The organism is Rheinheimera hassiensis (assembly GCF_022436675.1).
Taxonomy (GTDB): Bacteria; Pseudomonadota; Gammaproteobacteria; order Enterobacterales; family Alteromonadaceae; genus Alishewanella; species Alishewanella hassiensis.
Map to the genome: position 1 here is coordinate 207,717 of NZ_JAKUJZ010000005.1, position 19,446 is coordinate 227,162.

Annotated in this window: 16 protein-coding genes; 13 read left to right on the forward strand and 3 right to left on the reverse strand. The window is 50.1% G+C overall.

The annotated features are described in order from the left end of the window. Position 1 precedes the first annotated feature (1 nt). From MJX74_RS12170 to MJX74_RS12210, 9 genes are all read left to right on the forward strand, one after another. Positions 2-949 (forward strand): cobalamin biosynthesis protein CobD/CbiB, encoded by a 948-nt coding sequence (locus MJX74_RS12170; protein ID WP_240223110.1) that lies wholly within the window; start codon positions 2-4, stop codon positions 947-949. 132 nt (positions 950-1,081) lie between these two features. After that, complete coding sequence (locus MJX74_RS12175) at positions 1,082-5,617, forward strand: EAL domain-containing protein (protein WP_240223111.1); 4,536 nt, start codon at positions 1,082-1,084, stop codon at positions 5,615-5,617. A gap of 102 nt (positions 5,618-5,719) precedes the next feature. Further along, positions 5,720-6,565 (forward strand): DMT family transporter, encoded by an 846-nt coding sequence (locus tag MJX74_RS12180; RefSeq protein WP_240223112.1) that lies wholly within the window; start codon positions 5,720-5,722, stop codon positions 6,563-6,565. 156 nt (positions 6,566-6,721) lie between these two features. Then, positions 6,722-8,155, forward strand: a complete 1,434-nt coding sequence (gene miaB / locus MJX74_RS12185; RefSeq protein WP_092794435.1) for a tRNA (N6-isopentenyl adenosine(37)-C2)-methylthiotransferase MiaB — start codon at positions 6,722-6,724, stop codon at positions 8,153-8,155. Positions 8,156-8,200: 45 nt separating this feature from the next. Then, complete coding sequence (locus tag MJX74_RS12190) at positions 8,201-9,205, forward strand: PhoH family protein (protein WP_240223113.1); 1,005 nt, start codon at positions 8,201-8,203, stop codon at positions 9,203-9,205. Further along, positions 9,205-9,666: an rRNA maturation RNase YbeY gene (gene ybeY / locus MJX74_RS12195; RefSeq protein WP_240223114.1), complete on the forward strand. Its 462-nt coding sequence runs from the start codon at positions 9,205-9,207 to the stop codon at positions 9,664-9,666. Before MJX74_RS12190 ends, ybeY begins: the two co-directional genes overlap by 1 nt. Before the next feature lie 33 nt (positions 9,667-9,699). Next, positions 9,700-10,572 (forward strand): HlyC/CorC family transporter, encoded by an 873-nt coding sequence (locus MJX74_RS12200; RefSeq protein ID WP_240223115.1) that lies wholly within the window; start codon positions 9,700-9,702, stop codon positions 10,570-10,572. Between the two features lie 5 nt (positions 10,573-10,577). Beyond that, a complete protein-coding gene (gene lnt / locus MJX74_RS12205) occupies positions 10,578-12,140 on the forward strand; it encodes an apolipoprotein N-acyltransferase (protein ID WP_240223116.1) in 1,563 nt (520 codons plus the stop codon). Between the two features lie 75 nt (positions 12,141-12,215). Continuing rightward, entirely contained in the window at positions 12,216-12,794 is a 579-nt protein-coding gene (locus tag MJX74_RS12210; protein WP_240223117.1) for a GNAT family N-acetyltransferase, read from the forward strand. Positions 12,795-13,000: 206 nt separating this feature from the next. Here the strand turns inward: MJX74_RS12210 and MJX74_RS12215 are convergent, their stop codons facing one another. After that, on the reverse strand, positions 13,001-15,394 hold the full coding sequence (locus MJX74_RS12215) for a Lon protease family protein (RefSeq protein ID WP_240223118.1): 2,394 nt from the start codon (positions 15,392-15,394) through the stop codon (positions 13,001-13,003). Positions 15,395-15,541: 147 nt separating this feature from the next. Here MJX74_RS12215 and MJX74_RS12220 point away from each other — a divergent pair, with 147 nt between their 5' ends. From MJX74_RS12220 to MJX74_RS12235, 4 genes are all read left to right on the forward strand, one after another. Then, positions 15,542-15,817, forward strand: a complete 276-nt coding sequence (locus tag MJX74_RS12220) for a hypothetical protein (RefSeq protein ID WP_068229008.1) — start codon at positions 15,542-15,544, stop codon at positions 15,815-15,817. 93 nt (positions 15,818-15,910) lie between these two features. Then, a complete protein-coding gene (locus MJX74_RS12225; protein ID WP_240223119.1) occupies positions 15,911-16,531 on the forward strand; it encodes an HvfX family Cu-binding RiPP maturation protein in 621 nt (206 codons plus the stop codon). Further along, positions 16,524-17,192 carry a sigma-70 family RNA polymerase sigma factor gene (locus MJX74_RS12230; RefSeq protein ID WP_240223120.1) on the forward strand — a complete coding sequence of 223 codons (669 nt, stop codon included), beginning with the start codon at positions 16,524-16,526 and terminating at the stop codon, positions 17,190-17,192. The genes MJX74_RS12225 and MJX74_RS12230 overlap by 8 nt, the downstream gene beginning before the upstream one ends. After that, positions 17,185-17,889, forward strand: a complete 705-nt coding sequence (locus MJX74_RS12235) for a DUF3379 family protein (protein WP_240223121.1) — start codon at positions 17,185-17,187, stop codon at positions 17,887-17,889. The genes MJX74_RS12230 and MJX74_RS12235 overlap by 8 nt, the downstream gene beginning before the upstream one ends. A 46-nt stretch (positions 17,890-17,935) precedes the next feature. Here the strand turns inward: MJX74_RS12235 and MJX74_RS12240 are convergent, their stop codons facing one another. Then, a complete protein-coding gene (locus MJX74_RS12240; RefSeq protein ID WP_240223122.1) occupies positions 17,936-18,724 on the reverse strand; it encodes a PEP-CTERM sorting domain-containing protein in 789 nt (262 codons plus the stop codon). A 150-nt stretch (positions 18,725-18,874) separates the two neighbouring features. After that, positions 18,875-19,438 (reverse strand): nicotinamide riboside transporter PnuC, encoded by a 564-nt coding sequence (gene pnuC / locus MJX74_RS12245; protein WP_240223123.1) that lies wholly within the window; start codon positions 19,436-19,438, stop codon positions 18,875-18,877. Positions 19,439-19,446 lie beyond the last annotated feature (8 nt).

Sequence of the window (19,446 nt, forward strand, 5' to 3'; positions counted from 1 at the left end):
CGTGCTGCCTCAAGGGCTTTGGTATGCGCCGTTAATGCTGCTGGCCGTGGTGCTGGCAGCAAACTGGTTCAGCTTACCTGCGGCTTATCACCCGTTAACATTGTTTCGTTATTATGCCCGGCAACTGGCAAAAAAAGTACACCCTGATCCTGGCCGGCCAGCACAGCAACAATTCACTTCCGGGAGTCTGGCTGTAGTGGTCGGTGCGGCACCACCGTTACTGTTGTGCTATAGCCTGTATCAATTCTCCGAACTGCCGCAACTGCTGGATGCCTTGCTGTTGTACCTCAGCCTGGACTGGCAACAACAACGTAAACACATGCTGGGCATTAGCGACAACCTCAAACGCGGCCAGCTAACGCTGGCAAAAGAACAAGCGACAAAATTACTGCTGCGCGACACCAGCAGCCTGACGGCAATGGGCGTAAGTAAAGCCATAGTGGAAAGTACGGTGCTACGCAATACCAGGCTGATACTGGGTGTGTGGTGCTGGTTTTTAGTTGGCGGTGGTATTGCCGCACTGGCATACCGGCTGTTACAGGAACTGGCCCAGCAATGGAACACTAAACTGCCGCTAAACCGCCACTTTGGCAGGCCTGCCGCCTGGCTGGCAACTGTTACTGCGGCACCGGCGGTACTGATTAGCAGTGTTATTCTGGCATTGCAGCATGGTATCAGCCGCTGCTACCGGCAAATTCGCCAGATCCCACGGCTTAATCTCAACTACCTGTCTTTTTTACTGCTGTGCTGTGCCAGTGTGGCCGTGCGCTGCAATCTTGGCGGCCCTGCTTATTATGGCAACCGTAAACTGCTGCGCAGCCGTATACCGTATCAGCGAGACCCAGCCTGGCAAGATATTGGCAACGGTGTAAGGGTTGTGCATTTTGTTCAGTTATATTTTATGCTGCTGGCGCTGAGTGCAACCTTAGTGCAATTTGCTCTGCTTTGATTGAAATAACAGCGATAACAGGTGCTGTAGTCAGAAAACTGGACAAGCTATTCACTCTCAGTATATGTTCTGCACAATAACGCCGATGTAGCAGCAATAATAATAATCACGCTACAGTGAACAGGAGTTTCAGTGAATTTTTTGCGGCCTTTGATGCGTCTTGCAGCCCTGCTTTTATTGCCGGCTGTGTTCAACTTAGCTGCAGCCCCGCTTTTACGCCCACTGACACCAGATCAAGGGCTGACACAGGGTTCAGTTAATGATTTGCTGCTGGACCAGGAAGGGTTTCTCTGGCTGGCTACCGAGGGTGGCCTTAACCGTTTTGATAGTAATCAGGTGGTGCAGGTTGGCACTGAGCTGGCCAGTTTAAAAGAGATTTCATTTACCCGCTTACTGCAGGACAGCACCGGCAGTATTTTTGCAGCAACCGCAACAGGCGATTTGTACCGTTTTAACCGCGCCAGTGGTTATATCGAACTGGCGGGCAGTTTACGCCAGCAGAACAACCAACCCAACAGCACTTATATCTCAGACGCTTTTATCTCCGGTATGGTGTCGTACAACAACGATACGTTGTTGCTGAGCACCCATCACGCTGTATTTCGTTTATCGTTAGCTGATGGCAACCATGAGAAGTTGTTTGATATCCGCGAAGCGGGTTATAGCGATGGCTGGCTGCGCAATATTCAATATTATCAGGGCTATGCACTGCTCGCCGCGTTTAACGGTGTTATTGCCGTTAACCTTAGCAACCTGCAACACCAATACCTGCCTTACTTAGACAGCAGTATGGTGTCCGATGACAGGTTGCACAGCAAAGTGCTGAGCATTAAGCATAACCGTTTGTGGATAGGTACTGTCGATGGCCTGTACAGCATTAACCTTGACGATATGCTGGCCTATTTACAACACCAGACGCCCTATCAGGCTAAAACAGAGCTGGCCGCACTGAATGTCTGGCAGGTAAAGTGGGTTGATGATCACGCCCTGATACCGACCGAGCGCGGGCTATACCGCTTTTATCCGCAACAGCAAAATACAGAATTTGTGCTGCGCTTTAGCGATGCTAATCTGGGCTTATTTGAAAACACCATCATAGATATAGTGGCCGATAAAGCCGGGGGTTACTGGCTGGCATCGCGCGACAATGGCGCTTATTACTGGCATCCACGCAGCCAGGCTTTTAGCCAGATTATCCGCACCGATAACGATAACAGCACGCTTAGCAGTAATGTGGTTTATAGCCTGCTGGCCAGCGACAACCAGACACTGTGGATAGGCACTGCCAATGGCCTGAATAAAAATCAGCTGCATAACGGCATTAATACCAGTTATCTGGTAAACCCGGATCCCAAAGCTATTGAACATGATGGCACTATCTATGCCATTTATCCTGCAGACGACGGCAACCTGTGGCTGGTTAATGCCAATGGCTTACGATTATTTAATACCAGCACGGGCAAACTGCAGTTGCCTGCCACTATTAAAGACAGCGACAAACACTATTTAAACGCCAGAAACAACAGCTATTTTCTGTATCAGCAGCAATGGTACTTCTTTGACGATACCAAACTGATGCGGTACACACCGGCCAACGGCACAGTTGAAGACATCAGTAATGATTTCAGTGCGTCCGGTGACAGCCGCGGTACTATTTTGGGCGTATACACGGGTTTGGGTGCTTACACCGGCAAAAGTATGGGGTTATTAATAGCAAAACCGGATGAAATCTGGTTATGGCAGCCACAGAATAACAGCCGCCGCCTGATCTATCAGGCGCCTGGCTACCAGCCTATGCTGGGCCGTATTGCCAACTCCATGCAACAGGATAAACAAGGCCGGTTGTGGATCAGTATGTCGGGGGTAGGCTTACTGGGCTTTTCCGCAGAAACGCTGGAACTGCTGCATTTTTACAGCATAAACGACACCTTATTGTCAGATGCGTTATATAACCTGCAACTGGATGCGCATAACGATATCTGGTTTTCCAGCCATTATGGCCTCGCCCGGCTTGATGCCGATACTCTGCAAATTGAGTTTTTTACCCGCGATGACGGTATTTATACTCATGAATATAACGGCGGTGCAGTAACGACACTGGCCGACAACCGGCTTGCCTTTGGCAGTATGCGTGGCGTAACACTGGTAGACCCCGCACGACTGCAGGAGCAAACCGTCAAGCCAAACGCCATTGTTACCGGCATCAGTGTGTTGTCTGGCAATTTAAAGCCGGTAAATGCCAACTTAAATGAACGCCATTTTACGTTATCGCATAAAGATCTCGGTATTACTCTGCAATTTAGCGCGATGAATTTTAGCAATCAGCACAAAATGCGTTATCGCTACTGGCTGGAGGGCAAACAAAATATCAGTTACCCGCCGCAGCGTGGCAACAGCGTTATTTTCCCGCAGCTAAGCAGTGGTGATTACACCTTTAACGTGGTGGCTATTTCCCCCGAAAGCGGCACTGAAAGCGCACCGGCAAAAATTCATTTACACATCAAGCCTGCGTTCTGGTTATCCGGCTGGGCATTGCTAAGCTACGCCGCACTGCTAACCCTATTGTTGTATAAACTTTACCGGCTACGACGCCATCAGCATGCGCTGCTGCGCAGCATACATACCAAAGCCCTGCAAAGTGAGCAGCGCCTGAAACAGGCTCTGGCGTCGGTAAACAGCGGTGCCTGGGAATGGCAGGCTGACACTAACCTGCTTTTCGCATCACGCATTCACAGCATGCTCGGTTACAATGAAGCCATGAACCCGTTGACATTGCAGCAGCACCAAACGCTGATCCATCCTGACGACCGGGATGGTTTCAATGCGCAGTGGTTACGTTTTTTACAGCAGCCTGAACCGGGATTTGATGTTACCTACCGTATGCAGCACCAAACCGGTAACTGGCTATGGTTTCGCGATCTGGGCAAAGCCACTGAGTATGATAACGACAACAGCGTAAGCAAAGTTATTGGCACCTTTAGTAATATCACCGAAACCCGCGCCAATCAGGAAAAAGCCCGGCTATTTGGCGAAGCCTTCCAGCAAACCCGCGACTGGGTGGTTATTCTGGACAACAACCAGCGGGTCATTGCTGCAAATCAGTCTTTTGCCGATGCTTTTGGCAGCGTGGAGCAATACCTTGAACAGCCCCGTACCCACCATCTGGGTATTAGCCTTATGCGACGGCGTTTTTACACTAAGCTGTTAAAAGAAATGAAACCAGGCCAACACTGGCAAGGTGAAGAGCTGGTTATTACCCCCGATGGCCGTGAGCGTCCTACGCTGATCAATATCAGTGCCATCGGCGAACAGCAGGAACTGGCATTTTTCGTGTTGGTGTTTACCGATATTACCGCGCAAAAAATGGCCGAAGATGAACTGCGTTACCTGGCCAACTATGATGCCTTGACCGGCCTGCCCAACCGGGCTTTATTAATGGACCGTATTTACCACGGTATTGATCAAGCCAAGCGTGACAAGCGCACACTGGCGCTGTGCTTTATCGATCTGGACAAATTTAAACAGATTAATGACTCGCTTGGCCATGATGTCGGCGATTTATTACTAAAAGAAGTAGCACGGCGCTTAACGCTGACGCTGCGGGACAGCGACACAGTGGCGCGCTTAGGCGGCGATGAATTTATTGTGCTGCTTGAAGGCTATAAAACCGCAGACAATATCAGCCATGTCGCCCGTAAGATGCTAACCGTTGTCAGTGAGCCTATGCAGTTAGGTACTCATACCGTTGGCGTATCCCCCAGTATTGGTATAGCCATATATCCTGACGATGCCATTAATGCTATCGAACTGCTAAAGCACGCTGATGTGGCGATGTACCATGCCAAAGAAGCCGGGCGTAACAACTTTCAGTTTTTTACCGCCGAAATGAACGAAAAAGCCCATATGCGGCTGGCGCGGGAAACCCGTTTACGTAAAGCACTGCAGAATGATGAGTTTGTTAACTTTTATCAGCCCATCGTTAACAGTCAGACCCGTCAGGTGGTGGGGGCTGAAGTGCTGATCCGCTGGCAAAGCAGCGAAGGGTTAATTTCTCCGGCTGAGTTTATTCCGCTGGCTGAAGAGCTGCGGCTGATTATAAATATGACACACCAGTTACTGGAAAGAGCCTTAAGCGACTTACGCCAGTGGCATCTGGACGGCTATCAGCTGTATTTGTCTGTTAATTTATCCACCCAGCATCTGGAACAACCGGCACTGGTAGAACATACCCGGTTTTTGTTGCAAAAATATCAGGTGCCTGCCAGTTGCCTGCGGTTTGAAGTTACCGAAAGCGCACTGATGCGCGACCATCAAAGCGCTATTGATACCATGCTGGCGCTTAGCGAGCTTGGCGTACAACTGGCACTGGATGACTTTGGTACCGGTTACTCGTCACTGAAATATTTAAAAGAGCTGCCGATTGACGGCATTAAAATTGACCGCAGCTTCGTGCAGGATATCGGCATCGACAGCAGCGATGAAACCATTATTGACGCCATGCTCAGTATGGCCAACAGCCTGGGCATGTATTGTGTGGCAGAGGGCGTAGAAACCGAGCAACAACTGGCGTTTTTCAACCGCCGTCAATGCTATCTGATCCAGGGTTACTTATTCGCCAAACCCATGCCTGCCAAAGATATTCCGGCATTTTTACAAACCGAGCTGTGACAAACGCCAGGTTGCAGCTGTGTTGCGATATATTCTGCCAGTACCTGCATACCGGCTCTGGTATACTAGCCAGCCTTATTACCCACGCTGCAGGCTGGTATATTGTCGCCGTTAGCCAAAGGAGCCTTACTACTGCTGCTGGCTGAAGCCTGCTTCGCTGGTATTGGCGCTATTGTTAAATTTACCAGCGGCACCGCATCTGAAGTGCAGGTGGTGTTTTTCCGTAATTTCTTTGCCCTGCTGCTAATGCTGCCATTCTTGTACAAGCACGGCTTTGGCCTGTTAAAAACCCAGCGCTGGTATCTGCACCTTAGCCGCGCGTTAACTGGGCTTATTTCGATGTACTGCTTTTTCTATGTGCTGGCGCGCTTGCCACTAGCACAGGGTATGCTGGTGCTGCTGCTATCCCCCTTTATTGTGCCCATTATCGCCAGATTCTGGCTAAAAGAGCGCCCCAGCCGCCTGACACTGTTTGCCATAGTACTGGGTTTTATTGGTGTCATGCTGGCACTGCCCGGCACCGCTGGCACTATTGATGCCATTATGCTGGTGGCACTGGTATCTGCTGTGCTGGTAGCGGTTACCAAAACCACTATCCGTTATATGTCTGATACCGAGCCTGCGGTGCGTATTGTGTTTTACTTTTCGCTGCTCACCGCCATTTTATCTGCGGTACCGCTGCCATTTTACTGGCAACCACTGAACAACGAGGTATGGCTGGCGTTTATTGGTATGGGTGTACTGGCAGCTATTGGCCAGTTGGCGATGACCCGCGCTTACGCCGTGGCGCCAGCCAGTGATATAGGTATGTGGACTTACAGCAGCGTAATTTTTGCCGGTTTGTTTGGTTATTTATTCTGGCAGGAGCCGGTAACCATGGCCTGGTTTGCCGGTGTATTGGTTATTTTCTACGCCGGTTATATCACGACCAGGCAAAGATTACTGTAGCTGCTGTTCGTCCGTAGGCAGATTCCGCATAGACCGGTCCATGCTTTATGCAATTCGCTGTATTCAGCCATTTTTCGCAAGCGCTGGCAACGCGGGCCCGAACAGGCTAAAATACGCTCCCTTTTTTCCAAGTGACAATACAGGTAACGACACACAATGGGCAAAAAACTGCACATTAAAACCTGGGGCTGCCAGATGAACGAATACGATTCATCCAAAATGGCCGACCTGCTGGATGCTACCCACGGCTTTACGCTGACCGAAGAGGCAGAAGAGGCAGATGTTATTCTGCTAAACACCTGTTCTATCCGCGAAAAAGCACAGGAGAAAGTATTCCATCAGCTGGGTCGCTGGCGTCCGCTGAAGGAGAAAAATCCGAATTTAGTGATCGGTGTCGGTGGCTGCGTAGCCTCACAGGAAGGTGCGGCCATTCGTGAACGCGCACCCTATGTCGATATCGTGTTTGGCCCGCAAACCCTGCACCGGCTGCCGGAAATGATCAACGCCGTGCGCGGTAACAAATCGCCGGTGGTGGATGTATCCTTCCCGGAAATTGAAAAATTCGACCGCCTGCCTGAACCTAAAGCCGATGGCCCAACCGCCTTTGTTTCGGTAATGGAAGGCTGCTCAAAATACTGTACCTTCTGCGTGGTGCCTTACACCCGCGGTGAAGAAGTCAGCCGGCCGCTGGATGATGTATTATTTGAAATAGCCCAGTTAGCCGAGCAAGGCGTGCGCGAAGTCAACCTGCTGGGCCAAAACGTTAACGGCTACCGCGGTGAAAAATTCGACGGCACTATCTGTCATTTCTCGGAATTACTGCGCTTAGTCGCCGCGATTGACGGTATCGACCGTATTCGCTACACCACCTCGCACCCGGTGGAATTTACCGACGATATTATCGAAGTATACCGCGACGTACCTGAGCTGGTTGATCACCTGCACCTGCCGGTACAAAGTGGCTCTGACCGCATTCTGAACCTGATGAAACGAGGCCATACCGCGCTGGAATATAAATCGCAAATTCGTAAACTGAAGAAAATCCGGCCGAATTTAAGCATGTCTTCTGATTTTATTATCGGCTTCCCCGGTGAAGACGATGCAGATTTTCAGGCCACGATGGATTTAATCGCTGCAATCAATTTTGATATGAGCTTCAGTTTTATTTACAGCGCCCGCCCAGGCACACCGGCAGCAGACTTGCCGGATGATGTCAGCGAAGACGCGAAAAAGCAGCGGTTGTATATATTGCAGGATCGCATTAACCAGCAGGCGCTGAAAATTGCGCGTGGCATGCTCGGTACCGAACAGCGTATTCTGGTAGAAGGCCCGTCGAAAAAAGATATTATGGAACTGACCGGCCGCACCGAAAATAACCGGGTGGTGAATTTTGAAGGCTCGCCAGACATGATAGGCTGCTTTGTCGATGTGAAAATTACTGATGTATTCAGTAATTCATTGCGTGGTACGCTAATCCGTACTGAGCAGGACATGGGCTTGCGCCGTGAAATAGCACCGCAGCAAATTCTGGCACGGCAAAAAGCCGTGCCGGTAGCAGACGTTCTTGGCGTAACCACTTTTACACCTTAACTGATCCGGGGGCATTAATGCCCCCTTTTACACTGAGGCAGGCATTTGAGCACAACTTTACATACTGCAGATTTAACGCTGGAAGGTGCTGACAACCGGCGGTTAACGCTGTTATGTGGCCCCTTTGACGATAACCTAAAGCACGTTGAACGCCGTTTGCTGGTTGATATCAGCCAGCGCGACAACCAGCTGAAAATAGCTGGCCCGGCCGATAACGTTGCCGCTGCTTTGGATGTACTGCAGCAATTGTATGCTGCCACGGCGTCGCCAACGGCAGAGTTAACACCCGAGCAGGTGCATTTGCTGATCAGCGAAAACTACGATATTCAGTACCAGCAACACGACGACGAACCGCGCGATTTTAGCCTGAAAACCAAAAAAGGCCTGATAAAGCCACGCAACCCTAATCAGGCAGCTTATGTTGGCAATGTGCTTAAACATGATGTCTGTTTTGGTATTGGCCCGGCCGGTACCGGAAAAACTTATTTAGCCGTAGCCTGTGCCGTAGACGCGCTGGAGCGTAACCTGGTGCGGCGTATTGTATTAACGCGCCCAGCGGTAGAAGCCGGTGAAAAACTGGGCTTTTTACCCGGCGACTTAGCACAAAAAGTCGACCCGTATCTGCGGCCTTTGTACGACGCCCTGTTTGAAATGCTTGGCTTTGAAAAGGTTGAAAAGTACCTTGAACGCGGCATTATCGAAATTGCACCGCTGGCTTATATGCGCGGCCGCACACTGAACGACGCCTTTATTATTCTCGATGAAAGCCAGAACACCACGGTTGAACAGATGAAAATGTTTTTAACCCGGATTGGCTTTAGCTCAAAGGCGGTGATCACCGGCGATATTACCCAGGTAGATTTACCCCGCGGCCAGTATTCCGGTTTAAAACACGCCATTGATGTACTGAGCGAAGTAAACGAAATCAGCTTTAATCATTTTACCGCCAAAGACGTGGTGCGCCACCCGATAGTGCAGCGCATTGTTATGGCTTATGAAGCCTTTGAAGCGGCCAAAGCGGCAGCAGATAACGCCGCCAAAGGCCAATAATGGCAATTATTCTCGATTTACAGCTGGCCAGCACAGCAGACAACTTACCCACCGAAGCACAGGTTCAGCAGTGGCTGGAAGCGGCCATACTGCCTTTTCAGGCCGAAGCCGAAGTCACAGTGCGTATTGTTGATCATGCCGAAAGCCAGCAGCTGAATTTTGATTATCGCAGCAAAGATAAACCCACTAATGTGCTGAGCTTTCCGTTTCAGTGCCCGCCTGGCATTGAACTGCCGCTATTGGGCGACTTAGTGATTTGTGCCCCGGTTGTTGCTGCAGAAGCGGCAGAGCAACATAAAAGCCTGCTGGCGCATTGGGCACATATGGTAGTACACGGAAGCTTGCATTTATTGGGCTTTGACCATATAAATGACGACGATGCCGAGCAAATGGAAGCCGAAGAAGTAACCATATTGCAGCAACTTGGCATTACTAACCCCTATTTGTTGGATAACGAATAGGTTTTTTTTGTTTTTTGGAGCAACAGTTCACCCATGAGTGACGACAATCCCCACTCTAGTCGCGGTTCTGCCGGTAAATCCTGGTTAGATCGGATCGCCAGTATCTTCAGTGCAGAACCACAAGATATATCAGACTTACAAGACATCATCAGTGAAGCGCAAGCACGTAACCTGATAGATGCCGATACCAAAAGTATGCTGGACGGCGTGCTGGATGTTTCCAGTATGCGGGCCCGTGACATTATGGTACCGCGCTCCCAGATGGCCACCATCGACATTGACGACTCTGTCGCTGATATGCTGCCCATCCTGATGGAAAACAATCACAGCCGTTATCCTGTCGTCAATGAAGACAAAGACCATATCGAAGGCATACTGCTGGTGAAAGACCTGCTGCAGTACGCGCTGGACCCCAATGTTAACAACTGGCACCTGCGCGATTTACTGCGCCCAGCGGTGATTATACCCGAGAGTAAGCGGGTTGATGCGTTGCTAAAAGAGTTCCGCCAGAAACGTTACCATATGGCCATAGTAGTGGATGAATATGGTGGTGTATCCGGCCTGGTAACCATTGAAGATATTCTGGAACAAATTGTCGGCGAAATTGAAGATGAGCACGACGATGAAGAAGAAAACGATATCAAAAAAATGGCATCCCGGGTGTTTCAGGTTAGCGCCTTAACACCGCTGGATGAATTTAACGAATCATTTAACACCACCTTTGATGAAGAAGATGCCGACACCATAGGCGGCATAGTGCTGCATGCGTTTGGCCATATGCCCGCCAAAGGTGAAAGTATAGAGCTTGAAGGCTTAACCTTTAAAGTCAGTAAAGCGAACAGCCGCCGTTTAGTGCAGCTGCAAGTGATCCGCGCTAAAGAGCCTGCCGAGACAGAGGAAAACTAACTATCTTGCGTGCTGTTGTCGCCTGGCTGTCACAAGCCCTACCCCATCTGCTGCTTATTGCGGCTGGTGGGGTTACCACTCTGGCCTTTGCGCCTTACACACTCTGGTGGCTGCCTCTGCTTAGTCTGGCGCTGCTGGCGTTTTTATTGCAGCGTGCAGCAACAGCGAAACAGGCAGCACTAAGAGGTTTTAGTTTTGGCCTGGGCTGGTTTGGTGTCGGCATCAGCTGGGTGCATGTCAGTATTGACCAGTTTGGTGGCTTGCCACTGGCAGGCAGCTTGGGGCTGATGGCCTTGCTGGTGAGTTACCTTGCATTGTTTCCGGCTCTGGCCAGTTGGCTAAGCTATAAATTGCAACGCCCGGCTTTTACACCGCTGTTATTGGCCACTTGCTGGACAATGACAGAATGGCTGCGTAGCTGGTTATTTACCGGTTTTCCCTGGTTGTCTATGGGCTACAGCCAAACCAGCCATGGCCTGCGTGATTTTGCCCCGCTGATTGGCGAAACCGGCATCAGCTTTTTGCTGGTGTTTTCTGCCGCAGCACTGGCGCAGCTTTTTTTGCAGCAGCGCGCAATCAGCCGCTACAGCTATGTGTTTATTGCCGGCTTGTTATTTGTGCTCAGCCCGCAGCTGGTAAAATTTAACGGCTGGCAGTACAGCGATAAACAACTGTCTGTCGCGCTGGTACAGGGCAACATAAAACAAGACTTGCGCTGGGCGCCGGAGCAAGAATGGCCCACCATGCTTAAATATATGGATATGACACGGCCAAATTTCCAGGCTGATTTAGTTATCTGGCCGGAAGCGGCGATCCCCCGGCTGGAGCCTGTAGCACAGGATTTTCTTGATAACCTCAACCGGGCAGCGCTGTATCAAAATACCGCAGTCATCAGCGGCATTCTCGATTACAACAGCCAAACCGAACAAGCCTGGAACAACCTGATTGTGCTGGGTAAACGCCATACTGACTCCACCGATGGCGATTATTTTTACGGCCACAGCAACCGCTACAGCAAGCACCATTTGCTGCCAATCGGCGAGTTTGTACCACTGGAAGGCTTGTTACGCAAACTGGCACCTATTTTCGACTTGCCCATGAGCTCGTTTACCCGTGGTACTTATGTACAACCGAATCTGGTGGCCAACAGCTACCATTTACTGCCTGCCATTTGTTTTGAAATTGCCTTTCCAGCCCAGATAGCGGCCAATATGACCGACGCAACGCAACTGCTGCTAACAGTAAGCAATGACGCCTGGTTTGGTGACAGCATAGGCCCGCACCAGCATTTGCAAATAGCGCAAATGCGTGCGCTGGAGTTTGGCCGGCCGGTATTGCGGGCAACGAACAACGGCGTAACAGCCACCATTGATGCCAGCGGTAATATTAGTGCCACCGTAGCTCAGTTTACCGAAGCGGTGTTAAAAGACGAGCTACGCCTGAGCACAGGCACCACGCCCTACAGCCGTATTGGTGATAAGCCGTTGTGGTTAATATGCGGTTTCTTGCTGTTTTTGTTCAGTATTATTAAATGGCGCAGTGCAAAAATAGTTGTTAACGCCACTTAGTCATTAACATTTAACTTGAGAAGCCATCTCAGTCAGGTAGACTGTCTGCACGCTTTTGTTTTGCCGGCCCCTGGTATGACCCTACTGCACAATATCAGCCGCACCCTGCAGCGCCGTCGCAACAGTACCTGGCATGCACTGGGTTATGACACTACAGTGCGCGCTGAAACCCCGGCTGACTACGAGGCAATAGCCAGCCTTACCCGCTCTGCGTTTAATAATGAAGCTGAAGTCAACCTGATCACAGCATTGCGCCAGCAGGCAACTGACTGCATAGCCTTAGTGGCTGAACAACATGGTCAGCTTGTCGGCCATATCCTGTTCTCACCCGCTACGCTGGATAAAGCACCAGAAACCCGGTTAATGGCCTTAGCGCCAATGGCGGTAAGCAATGTATTGCAGCATCAGGGCATAGGTTCGGCACTGGTACGGGCCGGGCTGGGGCAATGTAAAAAACAGGGCGTTGCGGCAGTAGTCGTGCTGGGTCATCCGGCGTACTACCCACGGTTTGGTTTTATCCCGGCCAGCCGGTTTACTATTAGCTGCCCGTGGCACGCACCGGACAACGCCTTTATGCTGTTAGAGCTGACACCCGGCGCGCTTAAAGGTAAAAGTGGCCAGGTGCAGTATCACCCGGCTTTTGCGACGCTTTAATCAAAGTTAACCGATACAAAGAACCGGATTACCCTAAGCTAACCGTTGAAGGCATGGATGCTGACAAATTCGTCGGGAGCGAATTTGAACAGCTGTGCTGGTCCGCAGGATGAACTTCATGGATGAAGTTCATAGTAGAGCCTACAAGGACGTATTCACGGCGTGTTAGCGTGGGTAAACCGGTTCTGCAGATTTGCAGCTACAGCCTAATCCTCATCCATACTGCCATTTACTATTTCAGCAATCTCTGCCAGCCGCACCAAGGCACGGCCATTAACTGATTTTTTCGGATACTGGCCGCGGCTATTTTTCTCGCCAGCTTCTACACCGGTTAACAGGGTTAACGCCTCATCCACTGTTTTTACTACATACAGATGAAACTTCTGCTGTTTTACAGCAGTAATGACATCGTCATTCAGTACTAAATTTAGCTGATTACTGGCCGGAATAATCACGCCCTGCTCGCCGGTTAAACCGCGGCTTTGGCATAAACGGAAGTAGCCTTCTATTTTTTCATTTACCCCACCAATAGCCTGCACCTGGCCATGCTGGTTAATAGAGCCTGTCACAGCCAGGCTTTGTTTAATCGGGATATCAGTAATGGCCGATAACAGCGCACACACTTCAGCCAGCGAGGCGCTGTCGCCGTCGATGTGGCCATAGCTTTGTTCCATGGCAATATTAGCAGACAGCGTCAACGGAAATTGCCGGGCATATTTAGCGCCAAGGTAGCCGGTTAACAGCAGCACGCCTTTAGAGTGAATGGCTTTGCCCAGCTCAACCTCGCGTTCAATATCGACTACGCCGCTGGAGCCGGCAAATACCGTAGCACTGATACGCGCCGGTGTACCAAAGGCGGTATCACCAATTTCCAGTACCGTCAGGCCATTAATTTTGCCCACGGCCAGGCCGTCGGTATCAATTAAAATTTGCCCCTCCTGAATATCTTCCAAAAAGCCTTCGCTAATACGGCCGGTGCGGTGCTGCTTACCTTTAAGAGCCTGCTGAATATGCTCTGCCGTTAAGCTACTGCTGTGCTGCTGGCCGGCGTAATAGCACGCTTCACGCACCAGCTCTAATACATCGGCAAAGCGGGCCGACAGCTTACGCTGGTGCTCGGCCTGGCGAAAACTAAAGGTCAGCAGTTGTTTAAAACCGCTGGCGGTCAGCTCGTCAATATTTAGTAAGCGCATTTGCTCACGAATTTGCATCGCCATATAAGTGATGGTTTCAGCGGTATTAGGCAGGTAATGCTCAAAATCGGCCAATACCCGGAACAGCTCGTTAAACTCGTCGTCAACGTCCTGGATCAGGTAGTACAGGTCGCGCGAGCCCAGCAGCACCACTTTGACATTCAGCGGTATCGCCCGTGGCGTAATAATGGTCGAGTTGGTTACCGCATGCTCCGACAGCGTATCAATTAACAGCTCGCCGGATTTTAGCGCCAGCTTAAGCGCATCCCACAGTTGCGGTTGTGTCAGCAGCCGGTCGGCATCCAGGATCAGATAACCACCATTGGCGCGGTGCAAAGCACCGGGGCGGATCATGCGGTAGTTGGTGTATAAGTTGCCACTGCTGGAGTTGTATTCCACCCGGCCAAACAGGTTGCCATAGCTGGGGTTAGGTTCAAAAATAATTGGCGCGCCCGACATGCTCTCGTAATGCACCAGTACGTTGGGCACAAATTCTTCAATAAAAATTTCGCGGTTGTCGGCCTCTTCTTGCTTTTCAGCTTCAGATTCATCCGGCATCAGTTCCAGCACGGCCTTCACCAGGTGACTGCGCATTTCCCGAATATAGCGCAGCACACCCAGCTCAGCGGCATAGTCATGCTCCAGCTGTTTCAGCAGCGGTTTAATCGCCTGTTCGATGGTGTCTTTACGCAAGGCGCGCAGGCTTTCTGACAGCTCACGTTTCCACTGTGGCAGCTCAAGCAACTGCTCATTCAGTATGGTTTCCAGCTCGCTGACCAGACCATAAAAATACTGCCGCTGCTCTTCGGTTAACTTAGAAAACTCCTGATCGTCCAGCGGCTTGCCGTCGATAATCGGCGAAAAGCTTACTGCGCCGTTTTCTTCGTACAGCACAACATTTTTTTCCAGCGCTTTGCTTTCTACCAGCTCAATAGCATTTTCGTATTTATCGTCAAAAGCACGGGCGATAGCTTTTTTCTTACGCTGATAACCGGGGTTATCAAAGGCAGCCGGAAAGGTATCCAGCAGTTCATCTATCAGGGCTTCAATTTTTTTAACCAGAATTTTACCTTCACCCGGCAGTAAACGCAGGGTGTTGGGTACACGCTCATCATCAAAGTTATTCAGGTAACACCACTCTTCCGGCGTGGCTTTTTCACTGGCAGCCTGCTGCAATATGTCCTGCACCAGCGTAAAGCGCCCCAATGCCGGCTCACCCATCACGTACAGGTTGTAACCGGGCATATCCATGCCAATGGCAAAAGCCAGTGCCGACTTAGCCCTGTCCTGGCCAATAAACGCCGGGATCAGTTGCTTAACATCCAGCGCCTGCTTAATCAGTTTGCTGTCCAGATGCGGCCCGAGTTGTTGTACCGTCAGTGTCAGAGGATTGAGGTGTTGTGTCATGTATTACCTTAGCTTAACCAGCTGTTATAGCGGCTATACTAGCAAAAAGCAGCCCTGCTGTGCTGGTCAATTTCATTGTTTAGCTAAAGAAATTGCCGTTGTTGTCGATACAGTATTTATCAAGGCAAACAGTACACGGGGCCAGTTATGAACGAGACTTACCGCTTACAAAAAATCCGCAACCTGGGCGTACGCTTACAGGAGCTGGAATTAGTGTCATTAACACCGGGAAAATCTTACACCTCGGCCGCACTTAACTTTCTGTTTGCTGACCACGAATTAGAACGCCCTGCCGGAGTGCCACTGGAGCACACGCTAAAAACACTGGGCGATGCCATAGTAAGCAAACGCAAAGTGCGCTTTACCAACCTTGACGCTGATGCAGTGATTGATTTTTTCTGTCGGCTATACCGCGTACATTAACCTCTTACTGCGCAGCAAATTATCGCTGCGCTGAAATACATCTGCCTGCCAGCCGTTCTTATACCTCAGTTAATCTGATTACGGGGCCCGCAGATGCAAGCGGCATTATCGTTCTATCATCTCTCCATTACACAAAGTCAGCGGCTATCAGGGCTGGCACCGCTATTGCTCAGGCTATATCTGGCGCCGGTGCTGTTGCAGGCTGGCTGGAATAAATATCAGCATTTTGACAATACCGTTGCCTGGTTTGCCAATACTGACTGGGGTTTGGGCTTACCGGCTCCGGCGCTACTGGCCGCGCTGGCAATTGCAGCAGAAACCCTGGGGGCAGTGTTTTTATTGCTGGGCTTGTTTACCCGTTTAGTTAGCATTCCACTGATCTTTACCATGCTGGTAGCCATTTTTTCCGTGCACTGGCCCCATGGCTGGCTGGCCATCGCTGATAGCAGCAGTTGGCTGGCCAACGAGCGGGTTATTAACTCGGCCGAACAGCTAAGCAAGGCAAAAGAGCTGTTACGGCAACACGGCAATTATGACTGGCTTACCAGCAACGGTAATGTGGTTATTCTGAACAACGGTATCGAGTTTGCGGCCACTTATTTTGTCATGTTAATCAGCCTGTTTTTTAGCGGTGGCGGCCGTTACACCAGCCTTGATTACTGGTTATGCCGCCAAAGCACGGTAAAAATGCAGCAAAGGCCAGCCTATGAATAACATTCATTTTTTGCCAGCGAAGCACAATAACGCTAGGCTATCAGCCAATTCAGCAGCTATTAACGCCAGTGCTATGCCAGAGCAATCACCCACGCCACCAGACAGCGCGGCAACACCAGTGCCGCACGTTGCGCTGATAAAGCCCAGCGGCAGTAAAAATAAGCGCTATGAACAGTTGGTACAGCTATATCATGCCGATATATACCGCTACGGCTACTGGCTGTGCAAAGACCCCGATATCGCCCAGGATTTAGTACAGGAAACCTTTTTACGCGCCTGGAAACACCTGGACAGTTTGCTGGATGCCGCTGCAGCTAAATCCTGGTTAATTACCATACTGCGCCGCGAAAATGCCCGCCGCTTTGAACGTAAGCAATTTGACTACGACGATGCCGCCGAGCAAGACAGCCTGCCCGACACCGAGCAAAGCAGTGCTGAACAAGATTGTGACAACAATAAGTTACGTAACTATATGGCGGCTTTGCCGGAAGAATACCGTGAGCCATTGGTAATGCAGGTTATCGGTGGCTTTAGCAGTGATGAAATAGCCAACCTGCTGCAACTGAATGTCAATACAGTAAACACCCGTTTGTTTCGTGCCCGCAAGCTATTGCGGGAACAACTGAATATTAACCAGCATGGGGAGACTCGCCATGAATAACACTGAAGTGCGCCGTATTTTACTGGTTGATCCCTTTAGCCAGGAGCCGGCGGTACGCGATGCCTTAGCGCGGGATACTGCTCTGCAGCAATTTGCCCTTGAACTGCAACAACAGCAGCAGGATCTGGAAGATGCATTACAGGTACCAGTGCCGCCGATGCTGACCGAACGCCTGCTGCAAATACCGGCACAGCAGCAACGCAAACCGCTACGCCGCTGGTTTACGCCACTGGCGCTGGCTGCCAGTATTGCGCTGGTATCGGTGCTGAGTATGCAGCTTTATCAAAACAGTTTTGCCACGGATCTTGGCAGCCACGCGCTGGCACATGTGTACCATGAAAATGACTACCTGCAACAGCATGCGCAAAGCCAGCCTTTAAACGAGGTAAACCTGAAACTGGCCGATTTCAGCGCCAGCCTGCAGGATTGGCAGGATGAGATAATTTATGCCCGTTATTGCACCTTTCAGGGGGTACGCTCTTTACACCTGGCTGTGAAAACCGCCACCGGTTACGCCACAGTGTTTATTGTGCCCAAAGAAACTGAACTGGATTTTGTTGCCAGCTTTGCTGATAACCGTTATCAGGGCTTAACCATGGCCATGTCTAAAGCCAACATAGTGGTAGTAAGTGACAACGCGGCAGACTTAAAGCAACTGCCGCAGAAGCTCAGTAACAAACTTATTTTTTCAGCATAAAAAAACGGCCCGCAAAGGCCGTTTTTAACCGCGCTTAAACGCTATATCATTTGCTGTAGCGCATACGCATGCGTAAACCCGCTAAGCCTGCTGCAAACAGTAAAATGCTGGCAGGTGCCGGAATATCATTTACCGGGTCAACCTGATCACCAATAAAACCGATCAGGTTTTTGGTTAATTCCTGTGAATTGGGTAAATCAAACTGATTCATCATAAAATTCACATCCAGGATCGTGGTTAACGCGCCAGCCATTGCATTACTCAGACTGCCTACACCAAAAGCCACACCCGAGCCCAAAGAGCCATCAGCACGTGACGTGATCCACTGGCCAGTGCCGTTATCCATAAAACAGCCAGAGGCAGCATAGGTTACTTCGCTTACTGCATTAGGACCGGTAAACGGCGCGTGTACCATCTGAGTACCGTCGAAACAGCCATCGAAGCCAAGATCACCGCCACCTAACAGCTCGATAAGCTCCAGAACCGAATTATTCCGGTCCATAAAGCTTGAGTTTTCACCCATTAAGAATAAACCACCACCATTACCGAGGTAGTCCATATAGGTATTTTGTGCTGCAGAATCCAGTGCGGCAGCATTAAAAAAACGTACATCCCACACCTGGCTATAGCCGGAAATATCGGCCAGCAGGCTATCAACAATAGTGACAGTATTACCAACAGCTAAATGCAGTGCTTGCAAGTTCGCCGTTAATGCACTGGTAGTACCCGATTCTGTAGTTTGATCTGCACCATTTATAATAAGTATCGGGCCAGCTGACACTGTGCCAGACAGGGCAAGGCCCGCCACACACAGTAAATGTTTTAATGTTTTCATGCTTCACTCCGTGAATTAGTCTTGCCTGATATGGCAAAGGCACAGAGCAACATTCGAGCCACTAAATATAACAAACCAAAAACAACAGCTTATATTTTAAGCTGTTTAATAATGCAGGAAATGCGTAAAAGAAACCGACAAACAACACACTTAACTGGCTGTTGATTTACTTAAACGCCGCCATAAATACAGGCCATACCAGGCATTAAACCAAAAGCCGGTATACACAATGGCAGTAAGCTGTAACTCGCGCGAGAAATACAGCGGCACCGCCAGCGTATTAACAATCAGCCAAAACCACCAGGTTTCCAGCTTGCGGTTCATCAGTAGAAACTGGGCAATAATACTGAACATTAAAATGGCCGAGTCAACAAAGGGTGCGTAGGCATCGCTAAAGCGATGCAAGACAAAGCCATACAGCAAAGTAACCAGCATTGCCAGAGCAGCATAAGCCAGCAACCGGATAAATGGTGCTGAGCTTACTGCTTTGGCACCGCTGGAGCGGCCCCACTGATACCAGCCAATAAAGTTAGTGGCGATAAAAAACAGCATCAGCACCACTTCGGCATACAGTTTTACCTGATAAAACAACACAGCAAACAAGGCACAGCCAATAACGCCCAGCCACCAGGTATGAATGCTATTACGCGCAGCCAAAAACACCGCCAGCAAATAAAAGCCATTGGCGCCATATTCCAGATAAGTGGGGTTCATCAGGGGTT